This is a genomic window from Pseudomonas sp. AC211 (genome assembly GCF_979258055.1).
Window position 1 is genome coordinate 2,514,620 of sequence record NZ_OZ409830.1, and the last position, 14,471, is coordinate 2,529,090.

The following is a 14,471-nucleotide window of genomic DNA, read 5'->3' on the forward strand; positions in this document are numbered from 1 at the left end:
CCAAGCGAACCTATCGGCCGGTGTGCCCCTCTTAACTGAACCGAAACCGCCAAGGTGCCTGCATGGAGCTGGTGATAGCTCGACCCGAAGGCCTGTATTGCCCACCCGGTGATTTTTACATCGACCCGTGGCGCCCCGTGGAGCGCTCGGTCATCACCCACGCCCACGGCGACCACGCGCGCACCGGCAACCAACGCTATCTGGCGGCGGCGCCGGGCGAAGGCATTTTGCGTTCGCGCCTGGGGCAAGACATCAACTTGCAAACGCTGCCCTACGGCGAGCGCCTCAATCACCACGGCGTGACCTTGAGTTTTCACCCGGCCGGCCATGTGCTGGGTTCCGCGCAGGTGCGGCTGGAATACCAGGGCGAAGTCTGGGTGGCCTCCGGCGACTACAAGGTCGAAGCCGACGGCACCTGCACGCCATTCGAGCCGGTGCGCTGCCACACGTTTATTACCGAGTCGACCTTTGGCCTGCCGATTTACCGCTGGCAGCCGCAGCGCGAGATTTTCGCCGGCATCGACAGCTGGTGGCGCGACAACGTCGCCGCCGGACGCGCCAGCGTGTTGTTCGCCTATTCCTTCGGCAAGGCGCAGCGGATTCTGCATGGCATCGACGACAGCATCGGGCCGATTCTCGTGCACGGCGCCGTCGAGCCGTTGAATGCGGTTTACCGCGAAGCCGGCGTGCGCATTCCCACCACGTTGTATGCCGGCGACATCGCCAAGAACGACCCACTGTTGCGCCAGGCGCTGATCCTGGCGCCTCCCTCTGCTGCCGGCAGCACCTGGATGCGCCGCTTCGGCGAGTACAGCGACGCCTTCGCCAGCGGCTGGATGTTGCTGCGCGGCACACGTCGGCGTCGTGGCGTAGACCGAGGCTTTGTGCTCTCCGACCACGCCGACTGGCCGGGCCTGCTCTGGGCCATCGAGCAAACCGGCGCCGAACGGGTGATGGTCACCCACGGCCAGGTCAACGTGCTGGTCCGGCATTTGCGCGAACAGGGCCTCGACGCGCGCGGTTTCAAAACCGAATACGGCGATGAAGACGATGCGCAGGTGCCCGAATGAAAGCCTTCGCCGAGCTGTACGCGCGCCTCGACGCCACCACCTCCAGCAACGCCAAGTTGCAAGCCATGCAGGACTACTTCGCCGGGGCCGAGCCAGGCGACGCGGCGTGGGCCACCTACTTTCTCGCCGGCGGCCGGCCCCGCCAAGTGGTGCCAACCCGCGTGCTGCGTGAACTGGCCAGTCGCTTGGCGGGGCTGCCCGATTGGCTATTCGAAGAAAGCTACCAAGCGGTCGGCGACTTGGCGGAAACCATCTCCCTGCTGCTGCCCGAAGCCGAGCACAGCAGCGAACACGGCCTGGCCTGGTGGCTGGAAGAACACCTGCTGCCGCTGCGCGGTTTGCCGCCGGAAACCCTGGCCGACCACCTCCCGCCGCTGTGGGCGCAACTGGACCGGCAAAGCCTGATGGTCAGCCTGAAACTGCTCACCGGCTCGTTTCGCGTCGGCGTCTCCAAGCTGCTGGTCACCCGCGCCCTGGCGGCATTGGCGGGCATCGATGCCAAGCGCGTGGCGCAGCGGTTGGTGGGCTACACCGACTTGTCGCACCGTCCCACTGCCGCGCGTTACCTGGCGCTGATTGCCGCCGAGTCCGACGACGAACACGCCCAGCGCGGCGGCCAGCCGTATCCGTTTTTCCTCGCCCATCCGCTGCAACAGGAGCTCGACAACTTCGACACGGTACTCGGCCCGGTCGAGGACTGGTTGGTGGAATGGAAGTGGGATGGCATTCGCGCACAGCTGGTTAAGCGTGAAGGTCGCCTGTGGATCTGGTCGCGCGGCGAAGAGCTGGTGACCGAGCGCTTCCCCGAGCTGCACGAGCTGGGCGAGGCGCTGCCCGACGGCACCGTGGTCGACGGCGAGCTGGTGGTGTGGAAACACGACAGCGACAAAGCCTTCGGCATTCAACCCTTCGCCCTGCTGCAACAACGCATCGGGCGCAAAACCCTGAGCAAGAAACTGCTCGATGACGTGCCCGTGGTGCTGCTCGCCTACGACCTGCTGGAGTGGCGCGGCGAAGACTGGCGCAGCCGCACCCAGGACGAGCGCCGCGCGCGCCTGGAATTGTTGGTAGCGGAGATGGGCGATGAACGCTTGCGCCTGTCGCCCGAGGTGCGCGGCAGCGACTGGGCCGACCTCGCCCGCCAGCGCGAAGCCTCTCGCGAGCTGGGTGTGGAAGGCATGATGCTCAAGCGCCGCGACTCGCTGTACGGCGTCGGCCGCACCAAGGACATGGGCCTGTGGTGGAAGTGGAAAATCGACCCGTTCAGCATCGACGCCGTGCTCATCTACGCGCAACGCGGCCACGGCCGGCGCGCCAGTTTGTACAGCGACTACACCTTTGCCGTGTGGGACGACGCCAGCCCTGGCGAGCGCGTACTGGTGCCGTTCGCCAAAGCCTATTCCGGGCTCACCGATGAAGAAATGCGCAAAGTGGACGCCATCATCCGCAAGACCACGGTAGAGAAATTCGGCCCGGTGCGCAGCGTCACGCCCAGCCTGGTCTTCGAACTGGGCTTCGAGGGCATCGCCCTGTCCAAGCGTCACAAGAGCGGCATCGCCGTGCGTTTTCCGCGCATGTTGCGCTGGCGCACGGACAAAACCGTGGACCAAGCCGACACCCTCGCCACCCTGCAGGGCCTGCTGTGACCAGCCCCGCCAGCGCCTGGTTTGCGCTGCGTCAGTGGGAAACCTTTCCCCTTTCAAAAAGGAGGTGTGGGCCGCCGTGAAAGGCGGCGAGTCCGGCTTGCTGCACGCCACCACCGGCGCGGGGAAAACCTATGCCGTGTGGTTCGCTGCGCTCAATCGCTTCGCCAAGATTCCCGCTGCACTCCGCGCCCACCGCGCGCCCTCGAAAACCGACAGTGGCGCCGCTGACCGTGTTGTGGATTACCCCCATGCGCGCCCTGGCCGCCGACACCGCGCGCGCTTGCAGGCGCCGCTGGATGATTTGCACATTCACTGGAGCGTGGGCCTGCGCACCGGCGACACCGGCAGCGCCGAGCGCGCGCGGCAAAGTCGCAAATTGCCCAGCGCGCTGATCACCACCCCGGAAAGCCTGACGCTGCTGCTTACCGGCGCCAAAGCCCGCGACACCTTCGCCAGCGTGCGCATGGTGATCGTCGATGAATGGCACGAACTGCTCGGCAACAAGCGCGGCGTGCAGCTGCAGTTGGCCCTGGCGCGCCTGCGGCAATGGACGCCGGAACTGATGGTCTGGGGCTTGTCTGCCACCCTCGGCAACCAACCCCACGCCATGGAAGTGCTGATGCCGACCGGGCGTTTGGTGCAAGGCAAAATGGCCAAAACCTTGCGCGTCGATACCCTGCTGCCGCCCGGCATCGAACGCTTTCCTTGGGCCGGCCATCTGGGTTTGCGCATGTTGCCGCAGGTGGTTGAAGAGCTGGAAAGCAGCAGCACCACACTGGTGTTCACCAATACGCGGTCGCAAGCGGAAATTTGGCACCAGGCGCTGCTCGAAGCGCGTCCTGACTGGGCGGGCTTGCTGGCCTTGCACCACGGTTCGTTGTCACGTGAGGTGCGCGACTGGGTGGAACTGGCTCCCAAGCAAGGCTCGCTGAAAGCCGTGGTGTGCACCTCCAGCCTCGACTTGGGCGTGGACTTTCTGCCAGTGGAGCGCGTCCTGCAAATCGGCTCACCGAAAGGCGTGGCGCGCCTGATGCAGCGTGCCGGCCGCAGCGGCCATGCGCCAGGGCGGCCTTCGCGCGTGACCTTGGTGCCGACCCATGGCTTGGAACTGCTGGAGTCGGCGGCGGCGCAAACGGCAGTCGCCGAGCGCCGAATCGAGGCGCGCCAGTCGCCGGAAAAACCCCTCGACGTGCTGGTTCAACATTTGGTCAGCATGGCCTTGGGCGGCGGCTTCATGAGCGAGGCCATGCTCGCCGAAGTGCGCAGCGCCTGGGCTTACCGCCAGCTCACCGACGAGGAATGGGACTGGGCCTTGGCGTTTATTCGCCATGGCGGCCACTCGCTCACCGCCTACCCCGACTACCGCCGCGCCGAACCCGACGCCGACGGCCGCTGGCGCGTGCCGGATGCGCGCTTGGCGCGGCGGCACCGCATGAGCATCGGCACCATCGTCAGCGATGCCAGCCTGAGCGTGAAGTACTGGACCAAAGGCGGCAGCGGCGGCTCGATTGGGCAGCGTCGAAGAAGGCTTTATCGCCCGCCTGCGCCCCGGCGACGGCTTCCTGTTCGCCGGGCGCCTGCTGGAACTGGTGCGGGTGGAAAACATGACCGCCTACGTGCGCCGCGCCACCGGCAAAAAAGCCGCGGTGCCGCGCTGGAATGGTGGGCGTATGCCGCTGTCCAGCGAGCTGGCCGACGCCGTGGTCGACAAACTCGGTGCCGCCGCCGAGGGCGAATACGCCAGCGATGAGATGCGGCTGTTGCGCCCGTTGCTCGCGGTGCAGGAGAGCTGGTCGGCGCTGCCAACGGCGCACACCTTGCTTGCCGAAGTGGTGAAATCACGCGAAGGCTGGCACCTGTTTCTGTACCCGTTCGCCGGGCGTTCCGTGCACCTGGGGCTGGCCAGCCTGCTCGCCTGGCGTCTGGCCGAAGGGCAACCGCTGAGCTTTTCCATCGCCGTTAACGACTACGGCCTGGAACTGCTGTGCGCCAGCCCCATCGACTACGCCCACGCCCTAACCCCGGCGCTGTTCAGCACCGAGCACCTGTTGCGCGACGTGCTCGCCAGCCTGAACGCCGGCGAGCTGGCGCGTCGCCGCTTCGGCGAAATCGCCCGCATCGCCGGGCTGGTGTTTTCCGGCTACCCCGGCGCGGCCAAAAGCGCCCGGCAACTGCAAGCCTCCAGCGCCTTGTTCTTCGACGTCTTCCAGCAATACGACCCGAGCAACCTGTTGCTGACCCAGGCGCAACAGGAAGTGCTGCGCCAGGAACTGGAAGTTCAGCGCCTGCAGCACACTCTAGAACGCCTGCAAACGCGGCGCCTGGACGTGCACGTGATCAAACGCGCCACGCCCCTGGCCTTCCCGCTGCTGGTGGAACGTTTTCGCGAAAGCCTCAGCTCGGAAAAACTGGCCGACCGCATCAAACGCATGGTGCAAGACCTGGAAAAGCCGCCGGCCCTGGCGGCTACGAAGCCGAAACCGACGCCCGATTCGCCATCGACAACGAGCGCCCTGCCCCACGCAAAGGCCGCGCCCCGCGCCAAGGCAAAGACGGCCGACCCCGTCCCGTTAAGGAGCGTCCCTGAGCGAACATCTGCCCGTGCAACTGGCTGGAACTGAACTCTGGCTACTCGCCGACAAAGCCATCTGGTGGCCCGACTATCAGGCGCTGCTGATCGCCGACCTGCACCCTGGGCAAGGCCGCCACCTACCGCCAACTGGGCCAACCCGTTCCCCACGGCACTACCGCTGAAAACTTCCAACGCCTCGACCAACTGCTGCACCGCTACCCCAGCCGGCGGCTGATCGTACTTGGCGACTTTCTCCACGCCCGCCAAGCCAAAACCCCGCCACCTTGGCCGCCCTGCAGCAATGGCGCAGCGGCCATGTGGCCATGGACATCACCCTCATCCGCGGCAACCACGACCTGCAACGCTGGCGATCCCCCGGCGCATTTGGGCATCGAAACCGTCGCCGAGCTGCTACTGGTGGGCCCGCTGGCCCTGCAACATGAACCGGACGCCCACGCCACCCACCATGTTCTGGCCGGGCATGTGCATCCTGCGTATCGCCTGCGCGGCAAAGGTCGGGCAGAGCCTGCAGGCTGCCGCGCTTTTTGATTGGCGAACGGGTGAGCCTGATGCCCGCGTTTGGGAGTTTTACTGGCGCATGGGCGTGTTGCCTGAGGATGGGGAGCGGGGTTTTGTGGTGGGGGATGGTGGGGTTTGCGGGTGGTTTAAGGGGCAATCGCCTTTAGCAGGGATGTTAAAAAACACCTTCGCCGATCTACCGCGTACGGCTTGAGACTCTGGATCCCCGCGTTCGCGAGGATGACGGTGGATTTTTCAAACACCACCGTCATTCCCGCGAAGGCGAGAATCCAGAGTCTCGGAGCGGAGTGCAATGGCGGGTTCTTCACGTCGCAATAGACACCTATGCCTCGATTGCTTTGCCCGGCGGGAGATACTGGATCCCCGCGTTCGCGAGGATGACGGTGGTGTTTGGTAAATCCTCCGTCATTCCCGCGCAGGCGGCGGTCCGACGATTCGGAATCCAGAGTTTCGGAGCGAAGTGCGGTGGCGGGTCTCGCGAGGATGACGGAGGCGCCGTTACCGGCCTCAACCAAACCCCAACGGAACAACCCCACTCCCCACCGGTCTCTAGCCATACACCAAGCCCGCAAAAAAACAGCAACCCCCATCGCCCTGTGACATCCCCCCTCCCACACGGCAAACTACCCCCACACCGGAGCCGGAGTGCCCCTGTCCACCGCTCCTCTTTATGGAAAACAGAATGCGCCACAGACAAGTCATCAACGCCTCCGTCAGCCCCAAAGGCAGCCTGGAAACATTGTCCCAACGCGAAGTGCAACAACTCAGCGAAGCCGGTTCCGGCAGCATCTACGATCTATTCCGCCAGTGCGCCCTGGCCATCCTCAATACCGCGCGCCCATATCGATAACGCCAAGACCATCCTCGACGCCTATAAAGATTTCGAAGTGCGCATCCACCAGCAAGACCGTGGCGTGCGCCTGGAGTTGTTGAATGCGCCGGCCGACGCGTTCGTCGATGGCGAAATGATCGCCAGCACGCGCGAGATGTTGTTCAGCGCCCTGCGCGACATCAAGCTTACACCGAGAACGAACTCGACAGCCAACGCATCGACCTGGACACCTCACAGGGCATCACCGATTACGTGTTCCACCTGCTGCGCAACGCCCGCACCCTGCGCCCCGGCGTGGAGCCGAAAATCGTGGTGTGCTGGGGCGGTCACTCGATCAGCACCGAGGAATACAAGTACACCAAGAAGGTCGGACATGAGCTGGGCTTGCGTAGCCTCGACGTGTGCACCGGCTGCGGCCCCGGCGTGATGAAAGGGCCAATGAAGGGCGCGACCATCAGCCATGCCAAGCAACGCATCACCGGCAGCCGCTACCTGGGCCTGACCGAGCCGGGCATCATCGCCGCCGAGGCACCGAACCCGATCGTCAACGAGCTGGTGATTCTGCCGGACATCGAAAAACGCCTGGAGGCGTTCGTGCGGGTCGGTCACGGCATCATCATTTTCCCGGGCGGCGCCGGTACGGCCGAAGAGTTCCTGTATCTGCTCGGCATTCTGATGCACCCCGACAACCAGGACCTGCCTTTCCCCGTCATCCCCACCGGGCCGAGAAGCGCCAAGGCGTATTTCCGAGCAGCTGCACGCGTTTATTGGGGCGACGCTGGGGGAATCGGCGCAGGCGCATTATCAGATCATTGTCGACGACCCCGCTGAAGTGGCGCGGCAGATGACGCTCGGGCTGAAGCAGGTGAAACAGTTCCGCCGCGAGCGCAACGACGCGTTCCACTTCAACTGGCTGCTGAAAATCGATGAAGGCTTCCAGCGCCCATTCGGGCCGACCCACGCCAACATGGCCGCGCTGAAACTCAACCGCAGCATTGCCCCACATGAGCTGGCGGCGACTTTGCGTCAGGCGTTTTCCGGCATTGTGGCGGGCAACGTGAAGGCGACCGGCATTCGTCTGATCGAAGAGTTCGGCCCTTATGAAATTCTATGGCGACCCCGCCGTAATGTGAGCCGCTGGACAAACTGCTGCAAGCCTTCGTTGAGCAACACCGCATGAAACTGGCCCGGCGGCGCGGCCTATGTGCCGTGCTACCGCGTGATTAACGGCTAACCCCCCCGTACCTGTGGGAGCGGCTTTAGCCGCGATGTTTTGTAGGAGCAGCGCGGTTAATCGCCCTCCCACAGAGAGCACTTGAGGTCCCCCATGCGCGAATTCCATTTCTACGAACCCAAACTCGGCCACGGCATGAAGCACGACCTGCTCAATTCCATCGTCGCCCCACGGCCGATTGGCTGGATCTCGTCGCAGAGCCCCGACGGCGTGCTTAATCTGGCGCCGTACAGTTTCTTCAATGCCTTCAACTACACACCGCCGATCATTGGATTTTCAAGCATCGGCTGGAAAGACAGCGTACGAAATATTGCGGCCAGCAAAGAGTTTGTCTGGAACCTGGCCAGCCGCCCGCTGGCGGAGCAGATGAATGCCTCGTCGGCGCTGGTGGCGCCTGAGGTCAACGAGTTCGAACTGGCGGGCCTCGACACCGCGCCCTCGCGCCTGGTGAAACCGCCACGGGTGCTGGCCAGTCCGGTGTCTTTCGAGTGCCGGTTGAGCGACATCGTGCAGCTGCAGAAGGCCGACGGGGGGCTGATCGATACCTGGCTGGTGTTGGGCGAAGTAGTGGCCGTGCACATCGACACGGCGGTGTTGGAAGACGGCGTGTACAACACGGTGTTGGCGCAACCGATCATGCGAGGCGGCGGCCCGACGGACTATTTCGCCATCGAAGAAAGCCAGCGTTTCCACATGCATCGCCCGGTGGTGGACAAATAACCGCAGCGCTTTTACTGCGGGTTTCCGCTGCCCTGACGAAACCCGCTTGCCGGCGCAAAAATATCGCTCGAACCTTCCAGCCGCTGCGCCCTTCTACTTAACACCGCAGCTTCTTACAGGATGTAACTCATCATGCTGGAACCCTTCTACTCGCCGCTACGCGCGTGTCCACGTACGACCTGGACCGCCCACTCACCAACGCCAGTGGCTTTTTTTTCCAGCGCGAACAACGCCTGTTTCTAGTCACCAGCCGCCACGTGGTTGTCGACGCACCGACCGGAGCATCACCCGAGCCGGCTGGAAATCGAGTTGCACACCAATAAGGACAACCTGGCGGAGTCCATCGGTTTTTCCATTCCGTTGTTTAAAGACGGTAAGAGCCTGTGGCGTCAGGGCACCGATTCGGGCGGTGAAATTGACATTGCCGTTGTGGAAATCGAACGCAGCGCGCTGCCGCCAACCACCGCGTACCTGGCCTTCACGCCCGAGCACCTGGCCGATCTGACCAAGCCCATCGAAATTGGCAGCCCCTTGCTGGTGGTCGGCTTTCCGCTGGGTTTTCACGACACCTTGCACCACATGCCTGTGGCGCGTCAGGCCAGCATTGCCTCGGCGTTTGGCCTGCGTTTCAAGGGCGAAGGTTATTTCCTCACCGACGCGCGCACGCACCGTGGCTCTAGCGGCGCACCGATTGTGATGCGCATGGCCGCCGACGATAACCGCGAGCTTCCGTGGCTGCTGCTGGGCGTGCATTCATCGCGTCTGGACGTTAACCGCGATCAGGAACTGGACGAAGCGCTGGGCCTTAATTGCGCCTGGTATTCCGATGTGCTGATGACCCTGACCGAGTAAATCGCGGGTGGCGGTATCGGTTTTCGTTGTGTAAGGTTGCCGGCGGGTGTCACGGCTGCGGTTCTGCAGCCGGGCAGGTTTTTTGTGTTGGTCGGGCCGCCGCACAGTCTGGAAAAAGTGAGCGACCATGAACCGACCCCCTTCCCCCAAAGGCTCTTCCGGCTGCGCGCCGCGTAGCCGACAAAGCGTTTAGCGCCCTCGAGCATTTCCTTCATATCGAAGCCGTCAGCGGCATCGTTTTGATGCTCGCCGCTGCCATCGCCCTGATCTGGGCAAACTCTTCAGCAGCCGACAGTTACCACCACCTCTGGCACATGCCCGTCAGCCTTGGTTTAGGCGATTGGCAGCTTTCACAGTCGCTGCATTTCTGGATTAACGACGGCTTGATGACCGTGTTCTTTCTGGTGGTCGGCCTGGAAATTCGCCGCGAAATTCACGAAGGCGCCCTCGCCACACTCAAGCTGGCGACGCTGCCAATGGCCGCCGCGCTCGGCGGCGTAGTGGTGCCAGCGCTGATCTACGTTGCCCTTAACGCTGACCCAAACCTGCGCTCCGGCTGGGCCGTGCCCACGGCCACCGATATCGCTTTTGCCATGGGCGTGCTGGCCTTGCTGGGCAAATCGATTCCGCCGTCCGTGCGGGTATTTTTGCTGGCGTTGGCGATCATCGATGACATTGCCGCCGTGCTGATCATTGCCGTGTTTTACTCCGGCGGCCTGGAGCCCATCGGTTTCCTGATCGCCGCTGCCGGCATTGTGCTGGTGCTGATCTTTCAGCAAATCGGCATTGGCTCCGCGTTTGCCTATGTGCTGCCCGGCGCCATTTTGTGGTTCGGCCTGTTGAAAACCGGCGCCCATCCCACCCTGGCCGGCGTGGTGTTGGGTCTGATGACGCCAGTGTTTTCCCGCCCCGATACCGAGGGTCCGCTGGACAAGGCCAGGGGCGCCCTGCACAACCTGACGCACCGTGCCGAGGAAGACACCGGCGAGGTCTTGCACTCGGTCAAACAGCTGCGCACCGCACAGCGCGAACTGTTGCCGCCGGTGATTCGCGTGCAGGCAGCGCTGCATCCGTGGGTGGCCTACGGCGTGATGCCGCTGTTCGCCCTGGCCAACGCCGGCGTTAGCCTGGGCGGCGTCGACCTCAACAATTCAGCCTCGCTGACGGTGATGTTCGGCGTGCTGTGTGCGCTGGTGATTGGCAAGCCAATTGGCGTGATGTTCAGCACCTGGCTGCTGGTGCGCCTGGGCTGGTGCGTGCTGCCGCCGGGCATGACGTGGTCGTGGCTGGGCTTGATCGGCTGCCTGGCGGGCATCGGCTTCACCATGTCGATCTTTATCGCCTCACTGGCCTTTACCGACGATGGCCTACTCAGTGCCGCCAAGCTCGGTGTGCTGCTCGCCTCGGCCATTGCCGCGACGCTCGGCCTGATAATTGGCGCCATCGTGGTTCGCCGCGCCAAGGCGAACCCTGCCTAGACCCGCCCAAACCACGCCGTCTGTGGGAGAGGCTTTAGCCTCGATGCTTTTTGAGCTTTAAAAGCAGGCCGTGGCGGCTAACGATAAGCCGCCACCCTCGCCAGCCACGCTTCGTCGTCATCCAGCGCCTCGATGGCCTTGTTCAGCGCCGGCACTAAGCGTGCGTAGGCAGTGGGCACCAGTAGGTGACGCTGATAGCGACTCAGCGGCCCGGCAACAAACAACTGGGCCTGCAGGGCGGGTCGTTCAAACCAGAAAAACTCCAGCGTGCGCTTGCCGACAACGGTGGCATCGATCCAACCGCGTTGCAGGCGTTCGACATTGACGCGCTCATCCACGCTGTCTTGTCGACTGACCGATCCACTCGTCAGCAGCGGCGTCAGCTCCGGGTAATAGTGCCCGGCCACCAAGCCCAAGCGATGCCCCTGCAGCGTGGCAAGCGTGAGCCGTGAGACCTCGCCGCTGTTGCGCGACACCAGCAAATTGACGTCATCGATAAACGGCTCGGTCAGCGTAAAAGCAGGCGAATTGGGAAACCACGCGGGGCCCACGCCGAGCACCAGCCCCGGCAGCCGGCCCTCGTTCAACTGACGATCCAGACGCCGGCGAGGAATCTCGCGCACGGCGAAGTGGTAATCCGGCATCAGCGCTTCCAGCCGCTGCGCCAGGTCGAAATACAGCCCTTTTTGGGCGGCGTAATCTACGACGTAAGGCGGTTTGTTCTGGTAGCAAAACAAGGTGATGTCTTCAGCAGCCGATGCCGCCGCACTGTGCACAAGCCAGACCACAGCCCAGAACATTGCTCTCACCGCACACCCCTGTTTTGCCGAATCGTTACCGATTGACTATAGATCAGCAGGCGCGTGCGACATGCCGCACTGCCTATCAGCGTTTTCACCTTCGGCTTGGATGCCTGGGTGGAGGACGGTATAAGGAACGCCACGAAATAGACGTGTTTGATTGGCTACGGATGGGGACACATGGCGCAGTGGCTCAAAGGTGACGAGCAGATGGTGGAGCGGATTCGGGCCTACGACTGGGCCTCGTCGCCGCTGGGGCCGATCGAGGATTGGCCTGATGTGTTGAAAACCACTGTGGCCCTGAGCCTCGGTTCAAGCTTCCCGCAAGCCATTGTTTGGGGCGACAGCCTCACTACCCTGCACAACCAAGCCTTCAATCAAATTCTCGGCAATAAACCCTCTGCGTTGGGCCGCTCGTTCAGCGACGTGTGGAGCGAAGCGTGGCCCGATATCAGCGCCTTCGCCGACGCCGCATTTGCAGGCCAGGCCACCTACCTGGAAGACTTCCCGCTGCTGATCGAGCGCGGTGGCGCGCCTGAACAGGCCTACTTCACCTTCTGCTACAGCCCCATTCGCGACCACACCGGCAAGGTCGTTGGCATCCTCGACACCGTGGCTGAAACCACGGCCACGGTGGTCGCCAACCAGCGCCTGGCCTTTCTCGATGGCCTCGGGCGTGCGGTGGCAACGGCCACCAGTGCCGATGTGATTCTGGCCGCCACCACGCGCATGTTGGCCCAGCAGTTGGGGCTGTCGAATTGCGCCTACGCCGACATGCATGCCGATGAGGACGGCTTCACCATTCGCGGCGATTGGGCAGCGCCCGGCTCGCCGCACGTTCTGGGTATTTACCGTCTGGCAGACTTCGGCGCACTGGCCGTGCGCAACCTGAACGCCGGCTTGCCGTTGATCATCCACGACAACCTGGGCGAGCTGCCCAGCCACGAATCGGCGGCATTTCAGGCCCTTGGCATCACGGCAACCATTTGCATGCCACTGATCAAAGATGGCCGCCTCACGGCCTTGATGGCTATTCACGACAACGTGCCCCGGCAGTGGACCGACGCAGACCTGGGCCTGCTTCGCGAAGTGACTGAGCGTTCGTGGGCGCACATCGAACGAGTGCGCGCCGACGCCGAACTACGTGAAGCGGTGAACGCGCTGGCCACGCTCAACAGCACCCTGGAAGAACGGGTGCAGGAGCGCACGGCGCGGCTGGTCGAAACCGAAGCCGAGCTGCGCCAGGCGCAGAAATTGGAGGCCATCGGACAACTCACCGGCGGCGTGGCCCATGACTTCAACAACTTGCTGACTATCATCCGCTCCTCGATCCACTTCTTACGCCGCACCGATCTGCCACTGGAACGCCGCAACCGTTACATCGACACCATTTCCAACACCATCGAGCGCGGCGCCAAGCTCACCGGCCAACTGCTGGCCTTTGCTCGCCGCCAACCGCTGCATCCGCAAGTGTTCGAAGTGGGCCAACGCCTGGAGGCCTTGCACGACATGCTCGACCTCGCCGCCGGTGCGCGAATTCAGGTGGTGCTGGAATTGCCAAGGCAGCCCTGTTTTGTCCGGGCCGATCTCGGTCAATTGGAAACCGCGCTGATCAACATGGCCATCAACGCCCGCGACGCCATGGGCGGCGAAGGGCAACTGACGGTGCGCCTGACGTGCAACCAGCGCATGCCATCGGCCTCCCAGTCAGCGGCCGAGGCCGGCTTGCTGGCCGCGATTGCCGTTACCGACACCGGTGCCGGAATCGCCCCAGCGGTGATGTCGCGAATATTCGAACCCTTCTTCACCACCAAGGAAATTGGCCAGGGCACCGGTCTTGGCCTGTCGCAAGTGTTTGGCTTCGCCAAGCAATCGGGCGGCGACGTCGACGTGTACTCCGTGCCTGGGCAAGGCACCACGTTCACCCTGTTTCTGCCGCAGGTGGAAGCGCAAGCCGGGCTTACTGAACCTGCCCCGCCACCGATGCTGCAGACCCTGCATGGTGCGCGGCAGCGAGTGCTGGTGGTGGAAGACAACCGCGAGATCGGCAGCTTTGCCGCCGACATGCTGCAAGACCTGGGCTACGACGTAACCTGGGCCAGCACTGCCGAAGAAGCCCTGCAACGCATGGGGCCTGAGGCGCTGGAATTCGATGCCGTGTTTTCTGACGTGATGATGCCCGGCATTGGCGGCCTGAACCTGGCCACCGAACTGCGCCGCCGCCGCCCCGGTCTACCCATTATTCTCACCTCCGGTTACAGCCAGACGTTGTCCGCCGGAGGCTTCCAGGGTTTCGCGTTTCTGCGCAAACCGTACTCGGCTGAACAGGTGGCGCAGATGTTGAGTGCGGCGCTGAATCGTAAGGATTAGTGCACGTGCTACGGCCGCGTCGTCAAAATCGGCGTTCACCATGCAAGCCTGGATCCCGAATCGTCGGACCGCCGCCTGCGCGGGGATGACGGTGGTCTTTAATGCAACGCCGTCATTCCCGCGTAGGCGGCGGTCAGACGACCTGGGATCCAGGCTTAAACAAAGCTATCTAAAAAACCACCGTCATTCCCGCGCAGGCGGCGGTCCGACGATTCGGAATCCAGGCTCGTTCATGTATCGGTACTCGTCTAAACCCCTCCAGCGTGCATGCGCTTAAAACCAAAAAAACCTACCCCAACTCACCCCACCGTACCGCTCGGCAAATAATCGAAACCTTCCGCCAAACCCACCCGTCCA

General features: G+C 63.4%; 8 protein-coding genes and 4 pseudogenes. 11 read left to right on the forward strand and 1 reads right to left on the reverse strand.

Annotated features, from left to right (window positions below; translation table 11 throughout):
* Nucleotides 1-62: 62 nt before the first annotated feature.
* The 10 genes and pseudogenes from ACZZZP_RS11815 (at nucleotide 63) to nhaA (ending at nucleotide 10,944) form a co-directional block, all read left to right on the forward strand.
* Nucleotides 63-1,070: a ligase-associated DNA damage response exonuclease gene (locus ACZZZP_RS11815; RefSeq protein WP_463382843.1), complete on the forward strand. Its 1,008-nt coding sequence runs from the start codon at nucleotides 63-65 to the stop codon at nucleotides 1,068-1,070.
* The gene (locus ACZZZP_RS11820) at nucleotides 1,067-2,716 is read left to right on the forward strand and encodes an ATP-dependent DNA ligase (RefSeq protein ID WP_463382844.1); all 1,650 of its coding nucleotides are present in this window, start codon (nucleotides 1,067-1,069) and stop codon (nucleotides 2,714-2,716) included. Before ACZZZP_RS11815 ends, ACZZZP_RS11820 begins: the two co-directional genes overlap by 4 nt.
* A gap of 76 nt (nucleotides 2,717-2,792) precedes the next feature.
* Nucleotides 2,793-4,151 (forward strand): annotated as a pseudogene (locus ACZZZP_RS11825) (DEAD/DEAH box helicase); the annotation flags it as partial.
* Nucleotides 4,152-4,224: 73 nt separating this feature from the next.
* A pseudogene (locus ACZZZP_RS11830) lies at nucleotides 4,225-4,302 on the forward strand (hypothetical protein); the annotation flags it as partial.
* 84 nt (nucleotides 4,303-4,386) lie between these two features.
* Nucleotides 4,387-5,337, forward strand: a complete 951-nt coding sequence (locus ACZZZP_RS11835; RefSeq protein ID WP_463536950.1) for a hypothetical protein — start codon at nucleotides 4,387-4,389, stop codon at nucleotides 5,335-5,337.
* Nucleotides 5,300-6,021 (forward strand): annotated as a pseudogene (gene pdeM, locus ACZZZP_RS11840) (ligase-associated DNA damage response endonuclease PdeM). The gene ACZZZP_RS11835 and the pseudogene pdeM overlap by 38 nt, the downstream one beginning before the upstream one ends.
* Nucleotides 6,022-6,510: 489 nt before the next feature.
* A pseudogene (gene ppnN, locus ACZZZP_RS11845) lies at nucleotides 6,511-7,894 on the forward strand (nucleotide 5'-monophosphate nucleosidase PpnN).
* Between the two features lie 93 nt (nucleotides 7,895-7,987).
* Nucleotides 7,988-8,614 carry a flavin reductase family protein gene (locus ACZZZP_RS11850; protein WP_463536542.1) on the forward strand — a complete coding sequence of 209 codons (627 nt, stop codon included), beginning with the start codon at nucleotides 7,988-7,990 and terminating at the stop codon, nucleotides 8,612-8,614.
* A gap of 309 nt (nucleotides 8,615-8,923) precedes the next feature.
* Complete coding sequence (locus ACZZZP_RS11855; RefSeq protein ID WP_463536543.1) at nucleotides 8,924-9,466, forward strand: S1 family peptidase; 543 nt, start codon at nucleotides 8,924-8,926, stop codon at nucleotides 9,464-9,466.
* Between the two features lie 242 nt (nucleotides 9,467-9,708).
* The gene (nhaA, locus tag ACZZZP_RS11860; protein ID WP_463536544.1) at nucleotides 9,709-10,944 is read left to right on the forward strand and encodes a Na+/H+ antiporter NhaA; all 1,236 of its coding nucleotides are present in this window, start codon (nucleotides 9,709-9,711) and stop codon (nucleotides 10,942-10,944) included.
* A gap of 77 nt (nucleotides 10,945-11,021) precedes the next feature.
* Here the strand turns inward: nhaA and ACZZZP_RS11865 are convergent, their stop codons facing one another.
* Complete coding sequence (locus ACZZZP_RS11865) at nucleotides 11,022-11,744, reverse strand: substrate-binding periplasmic protein (protein WP_463382850.1); 723 nt, start codon at nucleotides 11,742-11,744, stop codon at nucleotides 11,022-11,024.
* A 180-nt stretch (nucleotides 11,745-11,924) separates the two neighbouring features.
* On the opposite strand from ACZZZP_RS11865, the gene ACZZZP_RS11870 reads away from it, so the two are divergent.
* The gene (locus ACZZZP_RS11870; RefSeq protein ID WP_463536545.1) at nucleotides 11,925-14,114 is read left to right on the forward strand and encodes an ATP-binding protein; all 2,190 of its coding nucleotides are present in this window, start codon (nucleotides 11,925-11,927) and stop codon (nucleotides 14,112-14,114) included.
* Nucleotides 14,115-14,471: the final 357 nt, after the last annotated feature.

What these genes read in the sequence shown, in the direction of transcription:
- nhaA (WP_463536544.1), top strand. Translation starts at nt 9,709, where the DNA reads ATGCTCGCCGCTGCCATCGCCCTGATCTGGGCAAACTCTTCAGCAGCC.
- ACZZZP_RS11870 (WP_463536545.1), top strand. Translation starts at nt 11,925, where the DNA reads ATGGCGCAGTGGCTCAAAGGTGACGAGCAGATGGTGGAGCGGATTCGG.
- ACZZZP_RS11820 (WP_463382844.1), top strand. Translation starts at nt 1,067, where the DNA reads ATGAAAGCCTTCGCCGAGCTGTACGCGCGCCTCGACGCCACCACCTCC.
- ACZZZP_RS11815 (WP_463382843.1), top strand. Translation starts at nt 63, where the DNA reads ATGGAGCTGGTGATAGCTCGACCCGAAGGCCTGTATTGCCCACCCGGT.
- ACZZZP_RS11865 (WP_463382850.1), bottom strand. Translation starts at nt 11,744, where the DNA reads ATGTTCTGGGCTGTGGTCTGGCTTGTGCACAGTGCGGCGGCATCGGCT.
- ACZZZP_RS11850 (WP_463536542.1), top strand. Translation starts at nt 7,988, where the DNA reads ATGCGCGAATTCCATTTCTACGAACCCAAACTCGGCCACGGCATGAAG.
- ACZZZP_RS11835 (WP_463536950.1), top strand. Translation starts at nt 4,387, where the DNA reads ATGCCGCTGTCCAGCGAGCTGGCCGACGCCGTGGTCGACAAACTCGGT.